20 protein-coding genes are annotated in these 19,296 nt (G+C 57.7%); 12 read left to right on the top strand and 8 right to left on the bottom strand.

The genetic code is table 11. From position 1 onward, the window contains the following. Positions 1 to 15: 15 nt before the first annotated feature. Positions 16 to 318, bottom strand: coding sequence for a DUF6476 family protein (locus ACR0D6_RS01075; protein WP_480764152.1), 303 nt, complete (start codon positions 316 to 318; stop codon positions 16 to 18). On the opposite strand from ACR0D6_RS01075, the gene ACR0D6_RS01070 reads away from it, so the two are divergent. Both ACR0D6_RS01070 and rpoH read left to right on the top strand, forming a co-directional pair. Further along, entirely contained in the window at positions 317 to 1,345 is a 1,029-nt protein-coding gene (locus tag ACR0D6_RS01070; protein WP_480764151.1) for an RluA family pseudouridine synthase, read from the top strand. The two genes, ACR0D6_RS01075 and ACR0D6_RS01070, sit on opposite strands and share 2 nt — an antisense overlap. A gap of 150 nt (positions 1,346 to 1,495) precedes the next feature. Then, a complete protein-coding gene (gene rpoH, locus ACR0D6_RS01065) occupies positions 1,496 to 2,392 on the top strand; it encodes an RNA polymerase sigma factor RpoH (RefSeq protein ID WP_170650463.1) in 897 nt (298 codons plus the stop codon). Between the two features lie 77 nt (positions 2,393 to 2,469). Here rpoH and ACR0D6_RS01060 read toward each other — a convergent pair whose 3' ends face one another. Continuing rightward, positions 2,470 to 3,648, bottom strand: coding sequence for a dipeptidase (locus tag ACR0D6_RS01060; protein ID WP_480764150.1), 1,179 nt, complete (start codon positions 3,646 to 3,648; stop codon positions 2,470 to 2,472). 170 nt (positions 3,649 to 3,818) lie between these two features. On the opposite strand from ACR0D6_RS01060, the gene ACR0D6_RS01055 reads away from it, so the two are divergent. The 3 genes from ACR0D6_RS01055 to ACR0D6_RS01045 all read left to right on the top strand — a co-directional run bounded on the left by ACR0D6_RS01055 (position 3,819) and on the right by ACR0D6_RS01045 (position 6,110). Continuing rightward, positions 3,819 to 4,793, top strand: coding sequence for a Gfo/Idh/MocA family protein (locus ACR0D6_RS01055; protein ID WP_480764149.1), 975 nt, complete (start codon positions 3,819 to 3,821; stop codon positions 4,791 to 4,793). Positions 4,794 to 4,870: 77 nt separating this feature from the next. Beyond that, positions 4,871 to 5,140 carry a DksA/TraR family C4-type zinc finger protein gene (locus ACR0D6_RS01050; protein WP_170650457.1) on the top strand — a complete coding sequence of 90 codons (270 nt, stop codon included), beginning with the start codon at positions 4,871 to 4,873 and terminating at the stop codon, positions 5,138 to 5,140. A gap of 67 nt (positions 5,141 to 5,207) precedes the next feature. After that, positions 5,208 to 6,110, top strand: a complete 903-nt coding sequence (locus ACR0D6_RS01045) for a DMT family transporter (protein ID WP_480764148.1) — start codon at positions 5,208 to 5,210, stop codon at positions 6,108 to 6,110. Between the two features lie 5 nt (positions 6,111 to 6,115). Here the strand turns inward: ACR0D6_RS01045 and ACR0D6_RS01040 are convergent, their stop codons facing one another. The 4 genes from ACR0D6_RS01040 to ACR0D6_RS01025 form a co-directional block, all read right to left on the bottom strand. Then, positions 6,116 to 6,355 (bottom strand): hypothetical protein, encoded by a 240-nt coding sequence (locus ACR0D6_RS01040; protein WP_480764147.1) that lies wholly within the window; start codon positions 6,353 to 6,355, stop codon positions 6,116 to 6,118. After that, positions 6,352 to 8,172, bottom strand: a complete 1,821-nt coding sequence (locus tag ACR0D6_RS01035) for a M3 family oligoendopeptidase (protein WP_480764146.1) — start codon at positions 8,170 to 8,172, stop codon at positions 6,352 to 6,354. Before ACR0D6_RS01035 ends, ACR0D6_RS01040 begins: the two co-directional genes overlap by 4 nt. A 108-nt stretch (positions 8,173 to 8,280) precedes the next feature. Next, positions 8,281 to 9,258 carry an alpha/beta hydrolase gene (locus tag ACR0D6_RS01030; protein WP_480764145.1) on the bottom strand — a complete coding sequence of 326 codons (978 nt, stop codon included), beginning with the start codon at positions 9,256 to 9,258 and terminating at the stop codon, positions 8,281 to 8,283. Next, the gene (locus ACR0D6_RS01025) at positions 9,258 to 9,548 is read right to left on the bottom strand and encodes an SCP2 sterol-binding domain-containing protein (RefSeq protein WP_170650446.1); all 291 of its coding nucleotides are present in this window, start codon (positions 9,546 to 9,548) and stop codon (positions 9,258 to 9,260) included. Before ACR0D6_RS01025 ends, ACR0D6_RS01030 begins: the two co-directional genes overlap by 1 nt. Positions 9,549 to 9,617: 69 nt before the next feature. On the opposite strand from ACR0D6_RS01025, the gene ACR0D6_RS01020 reads away from it, so the two are divergent. From ACR0D6_RS01020 to ACR0D6_RS00995, 6 genes are all read left to right on the top strand, one after another. Beyond that, on the top strand, positions 9,618 to 10,187 hold the full coding sequence (locus tag ACR0D6_RS01020; protein WP_170650444.1) for a tetratricopeptide repeat protein: 570 nt from the start codon (positions 9,618 to 9,620) through the stop codon (positions 10,185 to 10,187). A gap of 28 nt (positions 10,188 to 10,215) precedes the next feature. After that, the gene (locus ACR0D6_RS01015; RefSeq protein ID WP_480764144.1) at positions 10,216 to 13,056 is read left to right on the top strand and encodes a helicase-related protein; all 2,841 of its coding nucleotides are present in this window, start codon (positions 10,216 to 10,218) and stop codon (positions 13,054 to 13,056) included. A gap of 6 nt (positions 13,057 to 13,062) precedes the next feature. Further along, entirely contained in the window at positions 13,063 to 13,434 is a 372-nt protein-coding gene (locus tag ACR0D6_RS01010) for an RNA-binding S4 domain-containing protein (protein ID WP_480764143.1), read from the top strand. A 65-nt stretch (positions 13,435 to 13,499) separates the two neighbouring features. Further along, the gene (fdxA, locus tag ACR0D6_RS01005) at positions 13,500 to 13,838 is read left to right on the top strand and encodes a ferredoxin FdxA (protein ID WP_170650439.1); all 339 of its coding nucleotides are present in this window, start codon (positions 13,500 to 13,502) and stop codon (positions 13,836 to 13,838) included. Between the two features lie 282 nt (positions 13,839 to 14,120). Continuing rightward, positions 14,121 to 14,630, top strand: coding sequence for a CarD family transcriptional regulator (locus tag ACR0D6_RS01000; protein WP_170650436.1), 510 nt, complete (start codon positions 14,121 to 14,123; stop codon positions 14,628 to 14,630). 112 nt (positions 14,631 to 14,742) lie between these two features. Continuing rightward, on the top strand, positions 14,743 to 15,513 hold the full coding sequence (locus tag ACR0D6_RS00995) for a potassium channel family protein (protein WP_480764142.1): 771 nt from the start codon (positions 14,743 to 14,745) through the stop codon (positions 15,511 to 15,513). On the opposite strand, the gene cobS is transcribed toward ACR0D6_RS00995, so the two are convergent. Beyond that, positions 15,506 to 16,273, bottom strand: a complete 768-nt coding sequence (gene cobS, locus ACR0D6_RS00990; protein ID WP_480764141.1) for an adenosylcobinamide-GDP ribazoletransferase — start codon at positions 16,271 to 16,273, stop codon at positions 15,506 to 15,508. The genes ACR0D6_RS00995 and cobS overlap by 8 nt on opposite strands. Positions 16,274 to 16,352: 79 nt before the next feature. Here cobS and cobT point away from each other — a divergent pair, with 79 nt between their 5' ends. Further along, positions 16,353 to 17,366: a nicotinate-nucleotide--dimethylbenzimidazole phosphoribosyltransferase gene (cobT, locus tag ACR0D6_RS00985; RefSeq protein WP_480764140.1), complete on the top strand. Its 1,014-nt coding sequence runs from the start codon at positions 16,353 to 16,355 to the stop codon at positions 17,364 to 17,366. Between the two features lie 30 nt (positions 17,367 to 17,396). Here the strand turns inward: cobT and ACR0D6_RS00980 are convergent, their stop codons facing one another. Further along, positions 17,397 to 19,280, bottom strand: coding sequence for a monovalent cation:proton antiporter-2 (CPA2) family protein (locus ACR0D6_RS00980; protein WP_480449130.1), 1,884 nt, complete (start codon positions 19,278 to 19,280; stop codon positions 17,397 to 17,399). Positions 19,281 to 19,296 lie beyond the last annotated feature (16 nt).

The following is a 19,296-nucleotide window of genomic DNA, read 5'->3' as shown; positions in this document are numbered from 1 at the left end:
ATTGCTTGCAAACCGTTATTCGACTGCAACTTCCTGCCTGAGTTTCCCGGTTGTCTTGTCGAAAATCAGGATACGTTGATCGTCGGTCACGACCGCGTACCAGTTGTTTCCGATGGTCACGGCCTGTGCCTTTGCGCCATCGGGCAATTCGACCTGATCCGGCAGCGTCGGTGTTCGGTCCGATAGCCGGATGACAATCAGCGCGAATGTGACTAGAACGCCGCCAATCATCACCGCGGTCAACAGCATGACCATGCGCCTGAGCAGCCTGAGCTGTGGCGTTTCCTGCGGTTCTTGCGGTTCGGAAGGGACAGTCATGAGCACTCGCCGGATAGAGTTTGTTATTGCGGCTGCGCCGCCGCCACGCCTTGATAAGGCGCTTTCGCGGGATGTGCCAGACGAGGCGAACCTGTCGCGGACACGTTTGGCCCGGCTGATCGAAAACGGCACGGTTTCGGTGAACGGCGTCCTGACCACTGACCCAAAGGCTAAGGTGCCGGAAGGGGCGTTGGTCACCATTGATGTGGAAGACGCCGAAGACAGCCACATCGGCCCCGAAGATATTCCGCTGGACGTCGTGTTCGAAGACACCGACCTGATTGTGGTCAACAAACCGGCGGGGATGGTTGTACATCCTGCGCCGGGCTCCCCCAGTGGCACTCTGGTGAACGCTTTGTTGCACCATTGCGGGAAGGACCTGTCGGGCGTCGGAGGGGTAAAGCGCCCCGGCATCGTGCACAGGATCGACAAGGATACCAGCGGTCTTTTGGTTGTCGCCAAGTCGGATGCGGCGCATCAGGGACTGGCAGCTCAGTTCGAAGCTCATAGCGTTGAACGTTACTACCGCGCCATCTGTTATGGCGTGCCGGATGCAAACGATCCACGCCTGCGCGGCATCAAGGGTGTCAGTTTCGAGCCCGGCAATATCCTGCGCCTGACAACCCAGCTGGCGCGGCACAAGACGGACCGACAAAGGCAGGCCGTGCTGTTTCATGGCGGCCGCCATGCAGTGACGCGTGCTCGTGTTATCGAAACTTTTGGATCCCCAGGTGTTCTGGCGATGATCGAATGCTGGCTCGAAACCGGGCGAACGCATCAAATCCGCGTTCATATGGCCCATGCGGGTCACGGTCTGGTTGGCGACCCTGTTTATGGAAACAAACGCAAGCTACCTGCCAAAGCGATCGATGAGGGCGCGGCGCAAGCAGCCCGTGGATTTGAACGGCAGGCCCTTCACGCAACAGTGTTGGGCTTTGAGCATCCTGTTACAGGAGAAAATCTGCGGTTCGAGGCGCCCTTGCCGGATGACATGCAAGGCCTTATCTCGCGATTGCGCGGGAAGTGAAATGAACCGCAAAATGGCGTGATTAACGCATTCTTACCTTTCCTTAATCAAAGCTTAATCCCAAACTGTTACCGCTCCCTCTTGAAAGACAGGATTGGTGACCCATATCCTATGTTAAAGAAGTAAACATTTACTGAAGGGACATGATACATGGCAAATTATGCAAATCTCCCCGCGCCAACGCCCGAAGGTGGATTGAACCGTTACATGCAGGAGATTCGCAAATTTCCCCTGCTTGAGCCGGAAGAAGAATACATGCTGGCCAAGCGTTGGGTTGAAGAGCAAGACACCGAAGCTGCGCACAAAATGGTGACGTCGCATTTGCGCCTCGCGGCCAAGATCGCGATGGGGTACCGCGGCTATGGCCTGCCGCAGGCCGAGGTGATTTCCGAAGCCAATGTGGGCCTGATGCAGGCCGTCAAAAAGTTTGACCCGGAAAAAGGGTTTCGTCTGGCGACCTATGCAATGTGGTGGATCCGCGCCTCGATTCAGGAATACGTCCTGAGATCGTGGTCGATGGTCAAGCTGGGGACGACCTCGGCGCAGAAGAAGCTGTTCTTTAACCTGCGCAAGGCCAAAGCCCGCATCGGCGCGCTGGAGGAGGGTGACCTTCGCCCAGAAAACGTTGCCCAGATCGCCAATGATCTCGGCGTGTCCGAAGATGACGTGATCAGCATGAACCGCCGCATGTCCGGCGGCGATGCGTCGCTGAACGCGACCGTCGGGTCCGAAGGCGAAGGAACCATGCAGTGGCAGGATTGGCTAGAGGACGAGGACGCCGATCAGGCAGGCGACTATGAGGCGCGCGACGAGCTTGAAGCGCGGCGCGAGTTGCTGACAGCAGCACTGGACGTCCTGAATGACCGTGAAAAGGACATTCTGACCCAGCGCCGCCTGATGGATCAGCCCGTCACGCTCGAGGAATTGAGCACGCAATATAATGTCAGCCGCGAGCGTATTCGTCAGATCGAAGTGCGCGCCTTTGAAAAGCTGCAAAAGAAAATGCGTGAACTGGCACGTGAAAAGGGAATGCTTGCATCGGCATAACACTGCTGCAAGAGCCTAATAAAACCCCACGAGGAACGTCCTCGTGGGGTTTTCTTTTATCTCAGGGCTGCCGCGGCCTAGTTCAGCCGCTCACTCAGCACCCGGACCATGTTTTCCCCCATGACCTTGCGAATTTGGGCCTCTGTCAGACCTTCATCCATCAACGCAGACGTCAATGCAGCAAGTTCCGACGTGTCAAAGGCGGTTTCGACCGAACCATCGTAATCCGATCCCAGTGAAACGTGATCTTCCCCAACCGTGGCTACGGCGGTCTTGATCATTTTCGCGATCCCTGCAGGCGTGATATCCCCACATGTGACATCGGCCCAGTACCCCATTCCGATCACCCCACCGGTTGCGGCGATATCCTTCATCAGATCATCCGGATAGTTCCGTTTGACCGGGCAGTGCCCGTGCAGACCACCATGGCTGACAATCAGAGGCATATCCGTCATTTCCAGCACTTCGCGGGCAACCTGCGGACTGGAATGGGCCAGATCTACGACGACAGGGCGCTGCTCCAGTTCAGCAACGACCTGACGGCCGAAATCCGTCAGCCCGGAATTGGCCAAGCCATGCAGCGACCCACCCAATTCGTTGTCAAAGAAATGATGCAGGCCAAAAACCCTGTGCCCTGACTCAAATATCGGGTCCAGATTGGCCAGATTGCCCTCCAGCGGATGCGCGCCTTCGATTCCCAAAATACCGCCAACGACGTTTTCGCCACGGGCGCGCGCCTCAAGCACCGCGTCCAGATCAGCCTTGGATTTAATGATTTTCAATTGCCCGTCCGAAGCCGCCTCGAACTTGTGCAGTTTCTGCGCCTGATAGATCGCACGTTCGCGCAAACTGTCCCAGGTGCGCAATGGCCATAACTGTCCGATCGCCAACAGGGTGATATTGTCGAAGGCCTCGGCCGAGTTGTTGTCATAGTTCTGGCCAGCAGGCGATTTTGTAACAGCCGTAAAGACCTGCAAAGCGACGTTGCCCTCAAGCAGACGCGGAATATCCACCTGGCCCCGGTCACCGTGTTGCGTCAGATCGCGGCTCCATAGCAGTGGATCGGCGTGCAGATCGCCAACGATCAGGGTTTCGTGCAGCGCCGCTGCCTCTTCTGAAACCGGGTAGGGGTCATGGTCGATAACGTTGTTGCGGGTGTCTTCGATGTAAGGCGGTAGAAAGACGAAAAAGACGACAGCCCCAATGATCAGGGCAAAGACCGCCAAGCCCAAAATCCACTTCAAAATCCTGCGCATATTGAACCTCTCCAAATATTGGGTTCAGACTACGCGGGCTCACGTCAGAGAAAAGCCTGACTTGGCGTCGTTTAGTTGGTACAGGTTGAATCACTTCTGAAAACGCGCGCATTTCCGGGCGAAAAACGCTTGGCGCAGTTCGCATTCATCACCTTTGTCTGGAGAAGATTATGCAGGAACCGGTTCGTTGGGGCATTCTGGGTGCTGCAAAGTTCGCACGGCAATTCATGGGACCGGCCATTCATGGTGCCAACGGGGCAAAACTGGCGGGTCTTGCAACATCAGATGCCTCAAAGGCACTACAGTTTCAGGAATTTTGCCCGGACCTGCAGGTCTTTGAAAGCTACGACCGGATGCTGGCCGCGCCAAATATCGATGCGGTTTATATTCCTTTGCCGAACCACCTCCATGTTGAATGGAGCCTGAAAGCCATGGATGCAGGCAAACATGTCCTGTGCGAAAAACCGATGACCCTGAAGGCCAAGGAGTTCGATCAGCTTATCGCAAAACGGGATGAAACCGGGTTGCTGGCCGCCGAGGCCTATATGATCGTGCATCATCCGCAGTGGCAACTGGTCCGCAAGCTGATTGCGGATGGGGCTATTGGCAAACTGATTCACGTCACCGGTGCGTTCAGCTTTGACAACCGCACCGACACAACGAACATACGCAACAAGGCGGAAACCGGCGGCGGCGGACTGCGGGATATCGGTGTCTATGTCATCGGGGCGACCCGTTTCGCCACGGGGCAGGAACCTGATACCGTCTCTGCCGCAATCCGGTGGGAAAACGGTATCGATGCATTTACCGAAATACGAGCCGCCTTTCCGGGATTTACCTATTCCAGCTACGTGTCGATGAGGATGCACCCGCATCAAGAGATGGTCTTTCACGGTGAGGGTGGCGTGATCCGGCTGACCGTGCCGTTCAATGCACGGGTATTCGGTGAAGCAAGGGTTGAGCTGCACCGCCCCGGGTTGGAGGTTCTGGTTACGCGGTTCCCGGGCGACGATCACTATAAGCTTCAGGTCGAGGCATTCTGTCGATCCATACGCGAAGGTGTTGCCTATTCCTGTCCGCTGGAGTTTTCGCGCGGCACACAGGACATGATCGACCGGGTTTTTGATAGCGCAGTGGCGTTATAAGCATCCCGCCCGCCAACTTGCCAACTGGAAACGGCGTCGTCTAATCTGTCCGGACACTGAATTGCAGAGGGTTTGTCATGGCAGGTGGTTGGGCACGTGACGGCGCGGTCAGCGAACAGATCGAGGCATCGATCAATGATGAGCTTGCCCGGATGCAGGCAAAAAAGCGACCTGTGGGTGAAAGCCTGACGCATTGCGCGGATTGCGACGAACCCATTCCCGAGGCGCGGCGTGTCGCCATTCCGGGGGTCAAATTGTGCATCGAATGCCAGCAGGAAATGGACAGCGCATTCAAACCCCGTGCCGGATTCAATCGGCGCGGATCGAAGGACAGCCAACTGAAATAACAGCGACGCGCGACAACCGATTTTTTGGTCGCAGCGACGTAAGTTGCCAAATTGATTGGAGTTGTTTGTGAAGACAAAGACTGCCCCTTCAATTTCGTTTCTGAACAACGGATTGGCGTTGGGGTTTCTTGCGGCTTTTTTTTGGGGAACGCACAGCGTCATCGTTCGGTATCTAACGGGTGATCTGAGCGGTCTGCAAATCGCTTCGACAAGACTTTTCATCGCCGCGGCAGCTATTTACGGGTTATTGCGTGTTCTCGACGCGAAGGTCCGGATTGATTTCAGAAACTGGAACTTTCGGCTGGCGGTCATCTCGACCGTCGTGAACTACATCCTGTTTCACATTGGCTTGGAACACACGGGTGCAGCCAGCGCGATGGTCCTTGAAAACACCGCTCCGTTTTTTGTTCTGGCCTTCCTCTATTTCTTCGCGGACGGCACCGTTGGCCGTAAAGAGGTGATTGCGACCCTTTTGGCGATCATCGGAGTTTTTCTGACCGTCTATCGCGACTTTGAGGGTGGTGGTGATCCTGTGATCGGAGATTTGATGGAAATTGGGGCCGGGCTCAGCTGGGCAGTGTTTCTGGTTTCCAGCAGCCGCGCGATGCAATCGTCGACCAATACGGCTGAACGGCTCAACTTCCTGTTTGGGATTTTCCTGTGTGCAGGGGTAATTCTCGCACCGCTATCCCTGTTCGGAGCGGTTGTTCCCACTGCCAAAGATCTGTTGTTTCTGGTCCTACTTGGCGTGTTTCCGACAGCGATTGCATATTACCTTTGGTACGAAGCCGCGGCCAAAGTCTCGACCGTTTCCGCGTCGTTGATGTTTGCGATGTCGGTTGTGTTCACGTTTGTGAATTCCGCCATTTTTCTGGGTACACCCATTACGTTACTGGCCATCGTTGGTGCAGTGCTGATCGTCGGCGCGGTAATACTGGCGACGAAATCGGACACCAAGGAAGCGGAATAGCCTGGTCAGTGACGGGGCCTACGACGCCGCCACCGCCGGTACAAATTGACATCCATCGCCGCAACCATGATGCCCAGCGGGATCATCCAAAAGCCCAGAACGGGCAGAAATCCAAAAATCCCGCCGACAATCAGCAGCATTCCGACGACGATGCGCAGCCCTCGGGGAACATTGCGGCGAATACGGGCAAGGGCAGGGCGCAGGTGCGTCTTTAACGCGTCCCAGCGCCCTTTGAGGCTGCTCAATCCTCCATCACCTCCAGTTCGTCGATGAAGCCGGAAATCATGCTCAGGCCCTTGTCCCAGAATTTGGGATCGCTTGCATCAAGCCCGAATGGCGCCAGAAGTTCCTTGTGGTGTTTGGAACCGCCCGCTTTCAGCATGTCGAAGTACTTGTCCTCGAAACCTTCCGCGCCGCTGGCATAGACCGAATACAGCGCATTCACCAAACCATCGCCAAAGGCGTAGGCGTAGACGTAGAAGGGCGAATGCACGAAGTGGGGGATATAAGCCCAGAATGTTTCGTACCCATCCATGAATTCGAACGCCGGGCCAAGGCTTTCTGCCTGAACGCTCATCCACAGCGCGTTGATGTCATCTGGGGTCAATTCGCCTTCGCGTCGTGCGGCATGCAGCTTGCATTCAAAGTCGTAAAACGCGATCTGGCGGACGACCGTATTGATCATGTCCTCGACCTTACCAGCCAGCAGAACCTTGCGCTGTTCCGGTGTCTCGGCCTGATCCAGCATCTTGCGGAAGGTCAGCATCTCACCGAAGACCGACGCCGTTTCGGCCAGCGTCAACGGGGTAGAGGACAACATCTCACCCTGATCGGCAGCCAGAACCTGATGCACCCCGTGTCCCAGCTCATGCGCCAGCGTCATCACGTCACGCGGTTTGCCTAGATAGTTGAGCATCACATACGGGTGCACTTCGGTAACGGTCGGATGCGCAAACGCGCCGGGCGCTTTACCGGGTTTCACTGCCGCATCAATCCAGCCTTTCGAGAAAAACGGCGCCGCGATTTCGCCCATGCGGGGGTCGAAGGCGTTGTAGGCATCCATGACCGTCTGTTCTGCCTCGGCCCAGTTCACGATGCGCGTGTCCTCCATCGGAAGGGGGGCGTTGCGGTCCCAGACCTGCATTTTATCAAGGCCAAGCCATTTGCGCTTTAGCTCATAATACCGATGGCTCAGCTTGGGATAAGCGGCAACCACCGCCTCGCGCAGCGCTTCGACCACTTCCGGTTCCACATCATTGGACAGGTGGCGGCCGGTTTGTGCCGTTGGCATCTTGCGCCAGCGATCAACGATCTCTTTCTCTTTCGCCTGCGTATTATGAACGCGCGCAAAGGTCTTGATATTGCTTTGGAAAACCTGCGCCAGTTCACGCGCTGCAGCTTCGCGTTTGTCCCGGTTCTTTTCGGTCAGAAAGTTCAGCGTGCCTTCGATGTTCAACTCTTCGCCATCGACGGTAAAGGTCAGCCCGGCGATGGTTTCATCAAACAGCCTTTCCCACGCATCGCCAACGACACCCAGATCGTGCAGGAATTTTTCCAGTTCATCTGACAACTGATATGGTTTCATCGCCCGAATGCGGCGAAACACGGGTTCATACCGTGCAAGATCAGCGTTTTCAGCGAAGCGCGCTTTCAAAGTGTCATCTTCGATGCGGTTGATTTCCAGCGTGAAAAACACCAGAGGCGTCGTGAAAACGGTGATTTGTTCCTGCATGTCCGACAGGAATTTGGCGCGGTCGGCATCTGTGGTCAGTTGATAATACCGCAAGCCCGCAAAGGACATGATGCGGCCCGCGATCGTGTTGATCTTTTCGTTTCGCTGGACGCAGTCCAACAGCTCGGTCGCGCTCAGATCAGCCAGCTTACCTTCGTAGTCGGCGGCGAAGGCCGCGCATTCGGTTTCCAGCCATTCCAGATCGCGCGTCAGTTCCGGTGCCTCTTCGGAAGTATAGAGGTCCGTCAGGTCCCATTCCGGCAGATTGCCCAGATTGTCGGAACCGCCCGCTGCGTTTGCATCACGAACGGGAAATGGAAGGTCGAGCATGGAACACCTCAAGAAACTGCGTTTGCCAACATCTAGGTGCAGGCCAAGGGGATCACAAGCAGCGACGCAGGCTAACTGGGTTCAAATCCAACGAAACCGCGGCCCTGATCAGCGAGTGCAGGCCGGCTCGGGCGCGCAGTTTTTCTGTTCTTGCGAAAACAGATTCGAGAGCGCATCAAAAACCGGGCCGCGAACCTCCGGGGCTTCCATCAGGACCTCATGTTCGCCATCAGGAATTTCGATTAGCCGCCCTCTGGGCCAGTTGGCCATACGGGCCCGAATCGCATGGCGATCCACGATTTGCTCATGACTGCCCAAATAAGTCAGACAATCCACGTCTGGGGCGGGCTGCTCCATCAGATATGCGCATTCGTTCAGCGCTTCGCGCAGCCAAAGGGTTGAGGGTGCGCCAAGTGCAAGTTCTGGGTGGACCGCCAATTGATCTTTCATCATCTGATACATTGCCGGATCGCGTGTCAGGACATTCCCGTCAAACGGTTGCGTGGCCACATAGCTTTCCAGAGATGTCGTTGGCGGCGTTTTGGTGCCAAGGCCGAATTTGGGCCCCCAATAGGCCGTGACCCAACTCAGTGGTTTCATGATGGGGGTAAAATAAATGCCCCACATCGGCCCGGTAAAGGCACAGGCTGCAAAGCAACTGTTCTCCATCACTGCGCGCAGACCGATCGCGCCGCCCATGGAATGCCCGATCACATACCACGGTTTGGGCAGATTGAGTTCTTCGGCCAGTTTCAGAGTTGCAGAAACGTCGCGCTGATAGTCCGTGAATTTATCGACATGTCCCACGCGCGGGTCGGACAACAGCTTGTCCGCCAGCCCCTGACCCCGCCAGTCAATCGCCAGAAAGGCAAAGCCGCGCCCAACGAATTCGCCCGCCGCATTGCCGTACTTTTCAATGTATTCCGTCCGACCCGGAAACATCATCACAGTTCCGGTCGGTTTGTTTTCAGGTCGCCAGTGGCCGACGCGAATGCGTTTGCCGTCCGAGGTCTGAACCCAGTGCGCTGTTCCACCGGCGGGTCCGCCGGCCACGTCTTCGAAAAAAGGGGCCGGCGTCAAACTCATCAGGCCAGCACCGAGGCTAATTTCATGGCAATTCCCATATCGCCATCCACGCTGAGTTTACCGGACATGAATGCGCCGGTCGGGTTCATCTCGCCGCTGAGGATCTGTTCGAACGTGTCCGCATCGGCGCTGAGGGTCACATCGGCTTCGTCGTCGCTGACGCGCGCGCCGTCACCATCCAGAACAATAGCGCCCAGATCGGCAATTGCGAACTTGGCGGATGCATCAAAGCCGCCGCCTGCCAGTTTCTCGTTCAGTGCAGCTGCCGCTTTTTCAAGAATGTCACTCATGGTATTCCTCGTGTTGTTTCAGCGCCGTGATTGGACATCCTCAGGCGCTACGCTACAGTGAACTCTGTTATGAGCATTGAAAACACCAATCTCAAAGGTATCGTCGCGGCAATCGCGTTCATAGTCATGTTTTCCGGAAGTGGTACCGCGCAGGTGGCTGATTCCGGAAACGAAACAGACCTGCTCGAACAACTTTCGCAAGCCGACCCGGTTCAGGCCATTGGAATCGACAGGCAGCTCAAGGCGATCTGGGAACAGTCCGGTTCCGCTTCGGGTGATCTGCTGCTTGAGAGGGGGCGCGAAGCGCTGGAAAAAGGCGATGTTTACGCGGCGCTTGATCATCTGACAGCTCTTACCGATCACGCTCCGGACTTTGCCGAAGGATGGCACGCACGGGCCTCGGCCCTGTTCGGGATGGAGAGGTTCGGGATGGCCGTAGCCGATCTGGAACACGCACTGACCCTGAATCCCAATCAGTATGACGCGATCTATGGGCTTGGTCTGATTTTCGAAGTGATCGACAAGCCCGAACAGGCGTATGAGGCCTATTCACGTGCTCTGGCTATACATCCCCATCACGAGGAAGTAACCAATGCCCTGAATCGGCTGAAGCCCCGGATCGAGGGCAAGGCACTCTAGCGCTCCGATGCCGGGGCAGGGGGCAAAGGTGAGCGGGTCATCCCGAATAGTGGCCGTTCTCGGCCCGACGAACACAGGCAAGACTCATTATGCAGTTGAGCGCATGCTGGGCTACCGGTCCGGCGTTATCGGCCTGCCGTTGCGCCTGCTGGCGCGCGAGGTCTACGACAAGATCGTCGCCATTCGCGGCCCGTCGGTTGTCGCGCTGGTCACCGGCGAAGAGCGTATCGTGCCACCCCGCACCCAATACTGGGTCTGTACCGTCGAAGCTATGCCCGAAGGCATGGGTGCGGATTTTGTGGCGATTGACGAAATCCAGCTCTGCGCCGATCCCGAACGCGGCCATGTTTTCACGGATCGCCTGCTGCGCGCTCGCGGAACGCACGAAACGCTGTTTCTGGGCGCGGATACCATGCGCGGTCCAATTGCCGCGCTTGTCCCCGAAGCGCAGTTCGTTCGCCGCGAGCGGATGTCTCAACTGGTCTATTCCGGTTCGAAAAAGATCAGCAGGATGCCGCCCCGCAGTGCGATCGTCGGGTTTTCCGTGGAAAACGTCTATGCAATCGCCGAACTGATCCGCCGCCAAATGGGCGGTGCGGCAGTTGTCATGGGGGCGCTCAGTCCGCGGACCCGCAACGCGCAGGTGGCGCTTTATCAGAATGGCGAGGTCGATTACCTCGTGGCCACCGACGCCATCGGGATGGGCCTTAACCTCGATGTGAATCACGTGGCGTTTTCGGCGCTGTCCAAATTCGACGGGCGGCGGATGCGGCCGTTGGCCCCGAATGAGCTGGCCCAGATCGCCGGCCGGGCAGGGCGGGGGATGTCGGACGGCACCTTTGGCGTGACGGGTGAAGCCCCGCCTTTGGACGAGGGTGTCGCGCAGGCCATTATGGACAGCCGATTTACGCCACTGAAAAAGCTGAATTGGCGGAATGCCGCCCTTCGGTTTGGCTCGGTCGATGCTCTGATCGACTCGCTTGAGGTCAGCCCAAGCGGCGAACACCTGACTAAGGCGCGCCCTGCCGACGACCTGAACGTCCTGAAATCCCTGTCGCAAGTGGCCGAGATTGCAGCGCGCGCAAGCGATGGTCCATCTATCCGCATGCTGTGGGATGTTTGCCGAATCCCCGATTTTCGCGGTATCAGCCACGCCGAACATGCCAGCCTGCTTGAGGTGATCTTTGGCCACCTGCACGAACGCGGCGCCATTCCCGCCGATTTCATGGCGCGGCAGATTCGCCGCATTGACCGAACGGATGGTGATATCGATGCATTGTCCAAAAGGTTGGCATATATTCGCACCTGGACATATGTTGCGCAACGAAACGGCTGGGTGCGTGACGAATCACATTGGCGCGCAGAAACCCGCGCTGTAGAAGACAGGGTGTCGGACGCGTTGCATGACCGTCTGACTCAAAGATTTGTGGACCGGCGCACGTCCGTTTTGTTGCGCCGGCTCAAACAGAAGGAGGCCCTTTTGGCCGAAGTAAATGACAAGGGTGAAGTGACCGTCGAAGGCGAATTCGTCGGTCGTCTGGAAGGGTTCCGGTTCATTCCGGACAAAAGCGCGCAAGGAGCCGAGGCGAAAGCCCTGAAATCGGCATCGATGCAGGCGCTGGCACCGCAATTCCATCTGCGTGCCGACCGCTTCTACAATGCGCCCGATACCGAAATAGATTTTACCGATCAGGGTGGCCTGATGTGGGGCGAGTATGCCGTTGGCAAGCTTGTTGCCGGGGCTGAGCCGCTGAAGCCGCAGGTCGAAGTATTTGTGGATGAGGCCGCTGGCCCTGACGTCGAACAGAAGGTGCAACGTCGTCTGCAGCACTTCATCGACCGCAAGGTGGCGGCATTGTTCGAGCCACTGCTGAACCTGTCCCGTGACGAGGAACTGTCCGGTCTTGCCAAAGGCTTTGCCTTCCGCATGGTCGAAGCACTGGGCGTTCTGCCACGCGCGGATGTCGCGCAAGAGGTCAAGGACCTTGATCAGGATGCCCGCGGTGCCCTGCGCAAACATGGGATCCGCTTTGGTCAGTTCACCATATTCATGCCCTTGCTGCTGAAGCCTGCGCCGACGCGCCTGCGTCTGGTGCTGTGGTCCCTGGCCGAAGGCCTGCAGGAATTTCCCGAAGCGCCACCGCCGGGCCTTGTGACTGTTCCGACCGCCAAGGATGCGCCCAACGGATATGACACCAAATGCGGCTATCGCGCGGCAGGTGAGCGATCGATCCGCATCGACATGCTTGAGCGTCTGGCCGACATGTTGCGCTCGGAAGACAGCCGTGGCGGGTTTGAGGCCAAGCCCGACATGCTTTCGATCACCGGCATGACACTCGAACAGTTCGCTGATCTGATGCAGGGGCTGGGCTATAAGGCCGAGAAGGGCGAGCGCGAGAAAGCCAAGGTCGCACCGGCGGAAAACGTAGTCAAAGACGATCAACCTGCCGCAGAAGCGCCCGAACAACCTGCCGTCGAAGAGGCGCCAGCGACCGAAGGCACTGCAGAAGAAACTTCGGCACCCACCGAGGCGCCAGCCGAGGCCACCGAAAGCCCCGAGGCGGCAGCCGAGGCCCCCGTTGCGGAGCCGACAGCGGACGAGCCCGAGGTCGAAGTGTTCTATACCTTTACCTGGGGTCGCCAGCGTCAGGCCGACCGGGGACCGCGCCGCGAACAGCGTCAGGGTCAGCCCAAGGGCAAACCGCGTGGAAAACCGCAGGACGGTCGTGGCAAGCCGCACGGCAAGAAAGGTGGCAAGCCGCAACAAGGCGGCAAGACCTTTACTGCACGGCCGCCGAAAAAGGAAAAGGCGATTGACCCGGACAACCCGTTCGCTGCGGCGCTGATGGGGTTGAAGGAAGGTAACTGACCGACGATGGCCGAAGCACAGGCCAAACTGCGGATCGACAAATGGCTGTGGCAGGCGCGGTTCTTTAAGACCCGCAGCCTTGCCGCCAAACAGGTCAGCGGCGGTCATGTGCGGGTGAACGGAAACCGGGCCCTCAAACCGGCGCAAGCTGTCGGGCCCGGGGACGTACTGACGTTTTCTCAGGGGCGTGCCATTCGTGTCGTTCGGATCGAGGCGTTGGGCGAACGCCGCGGCCCGGCAACCGAGGCGCAAACGCTTTACGTCGATTTGTCGGAAAAGCGGGACAAACCTTTGGACAATCCCAAATTCGAGGGAAAAGGTCGCCCTTCCAAGAAGGATCGGCGCGCAATTGATCTTTCTCGCCGTTCCAACGAGTGATCCACCCTTGAAGCGGGGGCCACTCTGATTTAGCTAGTCGCCCAAACCTCAAGTGGATTCCGACCATGACCTACGTTGTCACCGATAACTGCATCGCCTGCAAATACACCGACTGTGTCGAAGTTTGTCCGGTCGACTGTTTCTATGAGGGCGAGAATGCGTTGGTCATTCACCCGGACGAGTGCATTGACTGTGGCGTGTGCGAACCGGAATGCCCAGCCGATGCGATCCGCCCCGATACTGAGCCTGGTATGGAGCAGTGGGTCGAATTCAACCGCAAATTCGCCGAACAATGGCCGGTGATCGTGACCAAGAAAGATCCCTTGCCCGAGGCCGAAGAACGTGACGGTGAAGAAGGCAAACTGGACAAGTACTTCTCGGAAGCACCTGGCGAAGGCGGCTAAGCGATTCGTGCCGCAGGGCTTCTTGCCTGCCAGCGAAACATCGCGCGCAGCCCCTTGAAAACAGGACTTAGTGCCCGATTTATGCGGGGTTAGCTTTCAGGTGCCGCATTTTTGTGGTATACTGGTTCTCAATATGATGACAGAAACTGGGATGCGCTCCGAAAGTATGCTCGCTTTGGGGTTTTAAATTTGTGACAATTCCGCCGCCAGCCGGGGCTGTGAACGCTCCGCTTGTGGCTTTTTGTTGCTCGCAATCCGGTCTACAGCCAAGGATACACGTGAATGACCAAGTCGAAAAAGCTCGAATTCCGCCCCAACGACTATGTTGTCTACCCTGCGCATGGCGTGGGACAGATCGTTTCGATCGAGGAACAGGAAGTCGCAGGGTTCTCGCTCGAGCTGTTCGTGATCTCTTTTGAGAAGGACAAGATGACGCTTCGGGTTCCGACCAACAAGGTCACTGAATCCGGCTTGCGGTCCCTCAGTTCGCCGGACGTAATCAGCCAGGCGATGAAAACGCTCAAGGGCAAGGCAAAGGTCAAGCGGGCCATGTGGTCCCGCCGGGCGCAGGAATATGAACAAAAGATCAATTCCGGCGACCTGATCTCAATCGCCGAAGTTGTTCGTGATCTGCACCGTACCGACGATCAGCGCGAACAAAGCTACTCTGAGCGTCAGCTGTACGAAGCAGCCCTGGAACGCCTGACCCGCGAAGTGGCGGCAGTTTCCGGTGGGGATGAGATTTTGGCCGCCAAGCAGGTGGACGAAGTTCTGATGTCGCGCGCAGCCTGACACTAAACCAACGTTGCATTAGGGCCGCCCCTTGTGGGCGGCCTTTTTGTTTCAAAAAGTTGCATCTGTTCCTGTTTTCCCACTTAAAATGGTGAAGAGGGCGGAGAGATAAATGGTGCGGCTAAAGCAACTGGTAAGATTTCTATATATCGGAACCGGAACGATACCAGTCTGGTTCCGATATTTCCTGATCCTGTTTGACGCGGTTACAATCGTGTTCTTTGTGGCAACCGCACACATAGATCACGGGCCAGTCATTGTTGCGGCCAGTTGGGCGGTTGGCTTCCTTATCCTGTTGGATTTTTCGGCACGCCTGTGGATCGCAAGGAACAAGTGGCAGTTACTGCGGAAAATTTACACAATTGCCGACATCGTCGTTATCATTTCTCTTCTGCTCGATCCGTTTCTGACGGGCAATCTGGCTTTTCTTCGTATCCTCCGCGCCCTGCGCCTCATTCACTCATATCACCTGCTTAGGGATCTTCGCCGCGACAGCGTGTTTTTCCGCACTCACGAAGATGCGGTTATCGCGGCCATCAACCTGCTGGTTTTTGTGTTTGCAACAGCAACGGCGGTACTGGTTTATTTCATCCCGGAAACCAGCGAAACGCCTTACATCGATGCGCTTTATTTTACGATGGCGACGCTCACCACGACCGGTTTTGGCGACATTACCCTGCAAACGCCGTTCGGCAAGCTGTTCTCGGTCTTTATCATGGTCGTTGGCGTGGCCCTGTTCGTACGGCTGGCGCAGGCCATTTTCATGCCTCAGAAGGTGCGGCACAAGTGCGGGGGATGCGGGCTGTATCGGCACGATCCGGACGCGGTCCACTGCAAGCATTGTGGTGGGTTATTGAGGATCGAGACTGGAGGCGTCAGTTAAGCTGGGCGATCAACGCGACCAAAAAGGCGATTTCACTCATCTGCTGTGTCGCACCCAGAATGTCACCGGTCTGACCACCGATTTTCCTTTTGGCAATCGCGGCCAGAATGAACGCGGCCAGACCCGCGACCATCATAGGCACCAACGCCTGCGTGCCGATCGTCATTAGGCAGATCAATAAGGCCAGAAAAAGCCCCAGTGCTGCCGCCCGTGTCGGCGGGGTGCCGACCCGGTGGCTCAAGCCCGATCCCCGCGCATTTGGTAACGCGCACATAAGCGTTGGCATCAGTGCACGCGACCATGTGGCGGCGGCCACCAGGCCCCAAATCGCACCCGATCCAAGCAGGGCGCCAACCGCGAGAACGCGCAGCAGCTGAGACAGGATCAGTGCCAGAACGCCGTAGGTCCCGATATGGCTGTCCTTCATGATCTCCAGTCGGCGCTCTTTGGTAAACCCGCCCCAGAACCCGTCAGCAGTGTCGGCAAAGCCGTCTTCGTGCATTGCCCCGGTCGAGAGGATCAGTGTCGCCACAGCCAGCACGGCACAAATGGACGCCGGTATCTGTGCGGCAAGGCCGATCCAGCCAACAGCGCCAGCCAAAAGCCCAACCAGAAGCCCGGCAATAGGGAAGGCCCAGACTGCCTGTTGTTGCCGTGCGAATTTCTGCTCGGGCAATGCGGGCAGGGGCAGGCGTGTCAGCAGCACAAGCGCCACAGGGATGTCCCACGCAGAAATCAGGTGTGTGTCGTTTTTGATCACTCCCAGGCCTTTCAGGGTCTTGTGGCATCGAGTGCATTGGTTAAACACGCAGGACCACTCTGATGCAACGAGGCTTTACATGCTGCCCGATCTCAAAGACCTGAATTCCTTCCGTGATCTGCTCTCCAATGCGCCGGGGCCGGACAGTGCCGCGACACAAGGCGCCGAAGAGCGTAACGGGCAACTGACCAAACCACCCGGCGCGTTGGGCCGGTTGGAGAATCTGGCGATCTGGTATGCGGGTTGGCGCGGGGATGCGCGCCCGCAGGTCTCGGCGCCGCAGGTCATCGTGTTCGCCGGAAACCACGGCGTCACTGCGCAAGGCGTTTCCGCCTTTCCCGCAGAAGTGACGGAACAGATGGTTCTGAACTTTCAGCACGGCGGGGCCGCGATCAATCAGCTTGCCAAATCAGCGGGTGCCAAACTGGACGTGCACGCGCTTGAGCTGGACCGCCCCACCGCAGATTTCACGCAAGCCCCCGCGATGAGTGAGGACGAGTTGCTGGAAGCGCTTCGGGCGGGTTGGAATGCGGTCGATGCGGGGTCCGACCTGTTGGTCGTCGGAGAGATGGGCATTGGCAACACCACACCTGCCGCCGCAATTGCCTGCGCGCTTTTTGGCGGGGACGCGGCGGACTGGACCGGGCGGGGAACCGGCGTTGATGACGCAGGTCTGACAAACAAGACCCGCGTTGTTGCCGAAGGCGTTGCGCTTCACGGTGGATCGAACGACGGTCTTGAAATTCTGCGCTGTCTGGGCGGTCGCGAAATTGCAGCCATGGCCGGCGCAATTGCTGCGGCACGCGTGTTGCGTATTCCGGTGGTGCTGGATGGCTTTATCTGCTCAGCCGCAGCCGCCTGTCTGGCCCAATCCGCCAGCGGATCACTGGATCACACCGTTGCAGGCCACCAAAGCGCTGAGGGCGCACATGGCGCAATGCTTGAGAAACTGGGCAAGGCACCTTTGCTCAGTCTGGGTCTCCGTCTGGGCGAAGGCTCGGGCGCGGCGCTTGCCATCAATATCGTGAAATCGGCCGTCGCCTGCCACTCTGGTATGGCGACATTTGCCGAGGCTGGCGTTTCAGACAACTGATCACAACGCAGACCCGGGCAGGCGCCCGGGTCACGCCGACTTTTTGGCGTGCTCTTCAGCCAGTTCCAAAAGTGCGGTTTCCAGTTCCTTCTGCAACTGCTGCGCCCGATCAATATACTTCTTGTTCTCGGCGGTAGGCATGCCCGGTATCCACAACTCGGCCAGATCGCGGACCGTATTTCGGTCATGATGATAAAACGTCTGCTCGGCCTGCGCGGCCTCGTACTCGCTCAGGCCAATGTTCTCAAGGACATAGCGACCGGCGCGCAGTGAACTGTCAAACATCTCGCGCACGATGTCGTTTGCACCGGCCTGATACAGTTCATAGACATGGTTGCGATCCCGCGCCCGCGCGATGATGTGCAGATCAGGGCGTTGACGACGGGCATAGCCCACCAGCCGCGTGACCTGTTTGTAGTCGTCCATGGCGGCCACCAGCACCTCGGCCTTTTCCAGCCCCGCCGCACGCAGCAGCTCGGGCCGGGTCGGATCGCCCAGAAATCCCTTTACCCCGAAACGGCGCATAAGCTGGATCGTCTCGATATCGTGATCCAGAACCACGGTTTTGAATCCACTGGCCTGCACCAGCCGGTTCACGATCTGACCAAAGCGCCCGATACCCGCGATGATCACCGGCCCTTTCTCGTCGATCTGATCCGGTTCGGGTTCTGGGCTGGCATCACCGATTCGCCGGGACACCATGTCAAAGATGATGAACAGCAGCGGCGTGATCAGCATCGTCAACGCGATGATCATCAGCAGTTTCTGCGACAGATCGGGCGGTATGACATTCTGTTGCGTGGAAAATGCCAGCAGGACAAATCCAAACTCGCCTGCCTGCGCCAGCCCCAGCGTGAACAGCCAGTGATCTCGCCCCCGCAGTTTGAAGGCAAGGCCCACGAGGAACAGGATGATCCCTTTGGCCAGAATGACCAGCAGCGCCAGCCCAAGCAGGTCCAGAGGTTCACTGAAGAAATAGCCGACATTTATTCCGGCGCCGACAGTGATGAAGAACAGCCCCAGCAATAGCCCCTTGAACGGTTCAAGGTCGCTTTCCATTTCGTGGCGGAACTCGGAACTGGCCAGAACGACGCCGGCCAGAAAGGCCCCGAGCGCGGGTGAAAGGCCAACTAGCATCATCAGGAACGAAATTCCCACGACGATCATCAGGGCCAGCGCGGTGTACATTTCCCGCAGGCGTGTGGCGTGGATGAAACGGAACAGAGGCCGCGTCAGGTACACGCCCGCAAGCACCACAAACACCACTGCGCCAATCGTAACCAGTGTAACCGCCCATCCGGGCAGGCCCTCGACCAGCGACAGGGAATGGTGGGCGTCAACACCATGTGCCGCCCCCGAACCTCGGTCGATCGAACCATCGCTTTCAATGTGAAGCCCGGGGGAAATGGCAAGCAATGGCAAAAAGGCCAGAATGGGAATAACCGCGATATCCTGCGTCAGCAGAACCGAAAAGGTGGCCCGCCCGCCGTTTGTCTGCATCAACCCCTTTTCGGATAGCGTCTGAAGAACGATTGCGGTCGAAGACAACGATAAAGTCAGGCCAACCGCCAGCGAGACTGACCATGGGTGATTGGCATAGAAAGCAACGGCGGCAATGGCGATTGTCGACATCGCGACCTGCAATCCGCCAAGCCCCAGCAGCTTGTCCCTCATGTCCCATAAGGCGCGCGGCTCCAGTTCCAGCCCGATAAGGAACAACATCATGACGACGCCGAATTCCGCAACGTGCTGAAGGCTTTCGGTTTCAGCACCGACTAGTCCAAACACCGGCCCGATGGCGATACCTGCTGCCAGATATCCCAGAACCGACCCCAATCCCAGACGCGCTGACAATGGTACCGCGATGACAGCGGCAGCCAGATATATTGAGGCCTGGTATAGGAATTCTTCCATGTCTGTCCTTTCTCGT

This window comes from Ruegeria sp. BJ6 (assembly GCF_056537885.1).
Note: the sequence above shows the minus strand (reverse complement) of the source record. Positions and strands in the feature narration are given on the sequence as shown.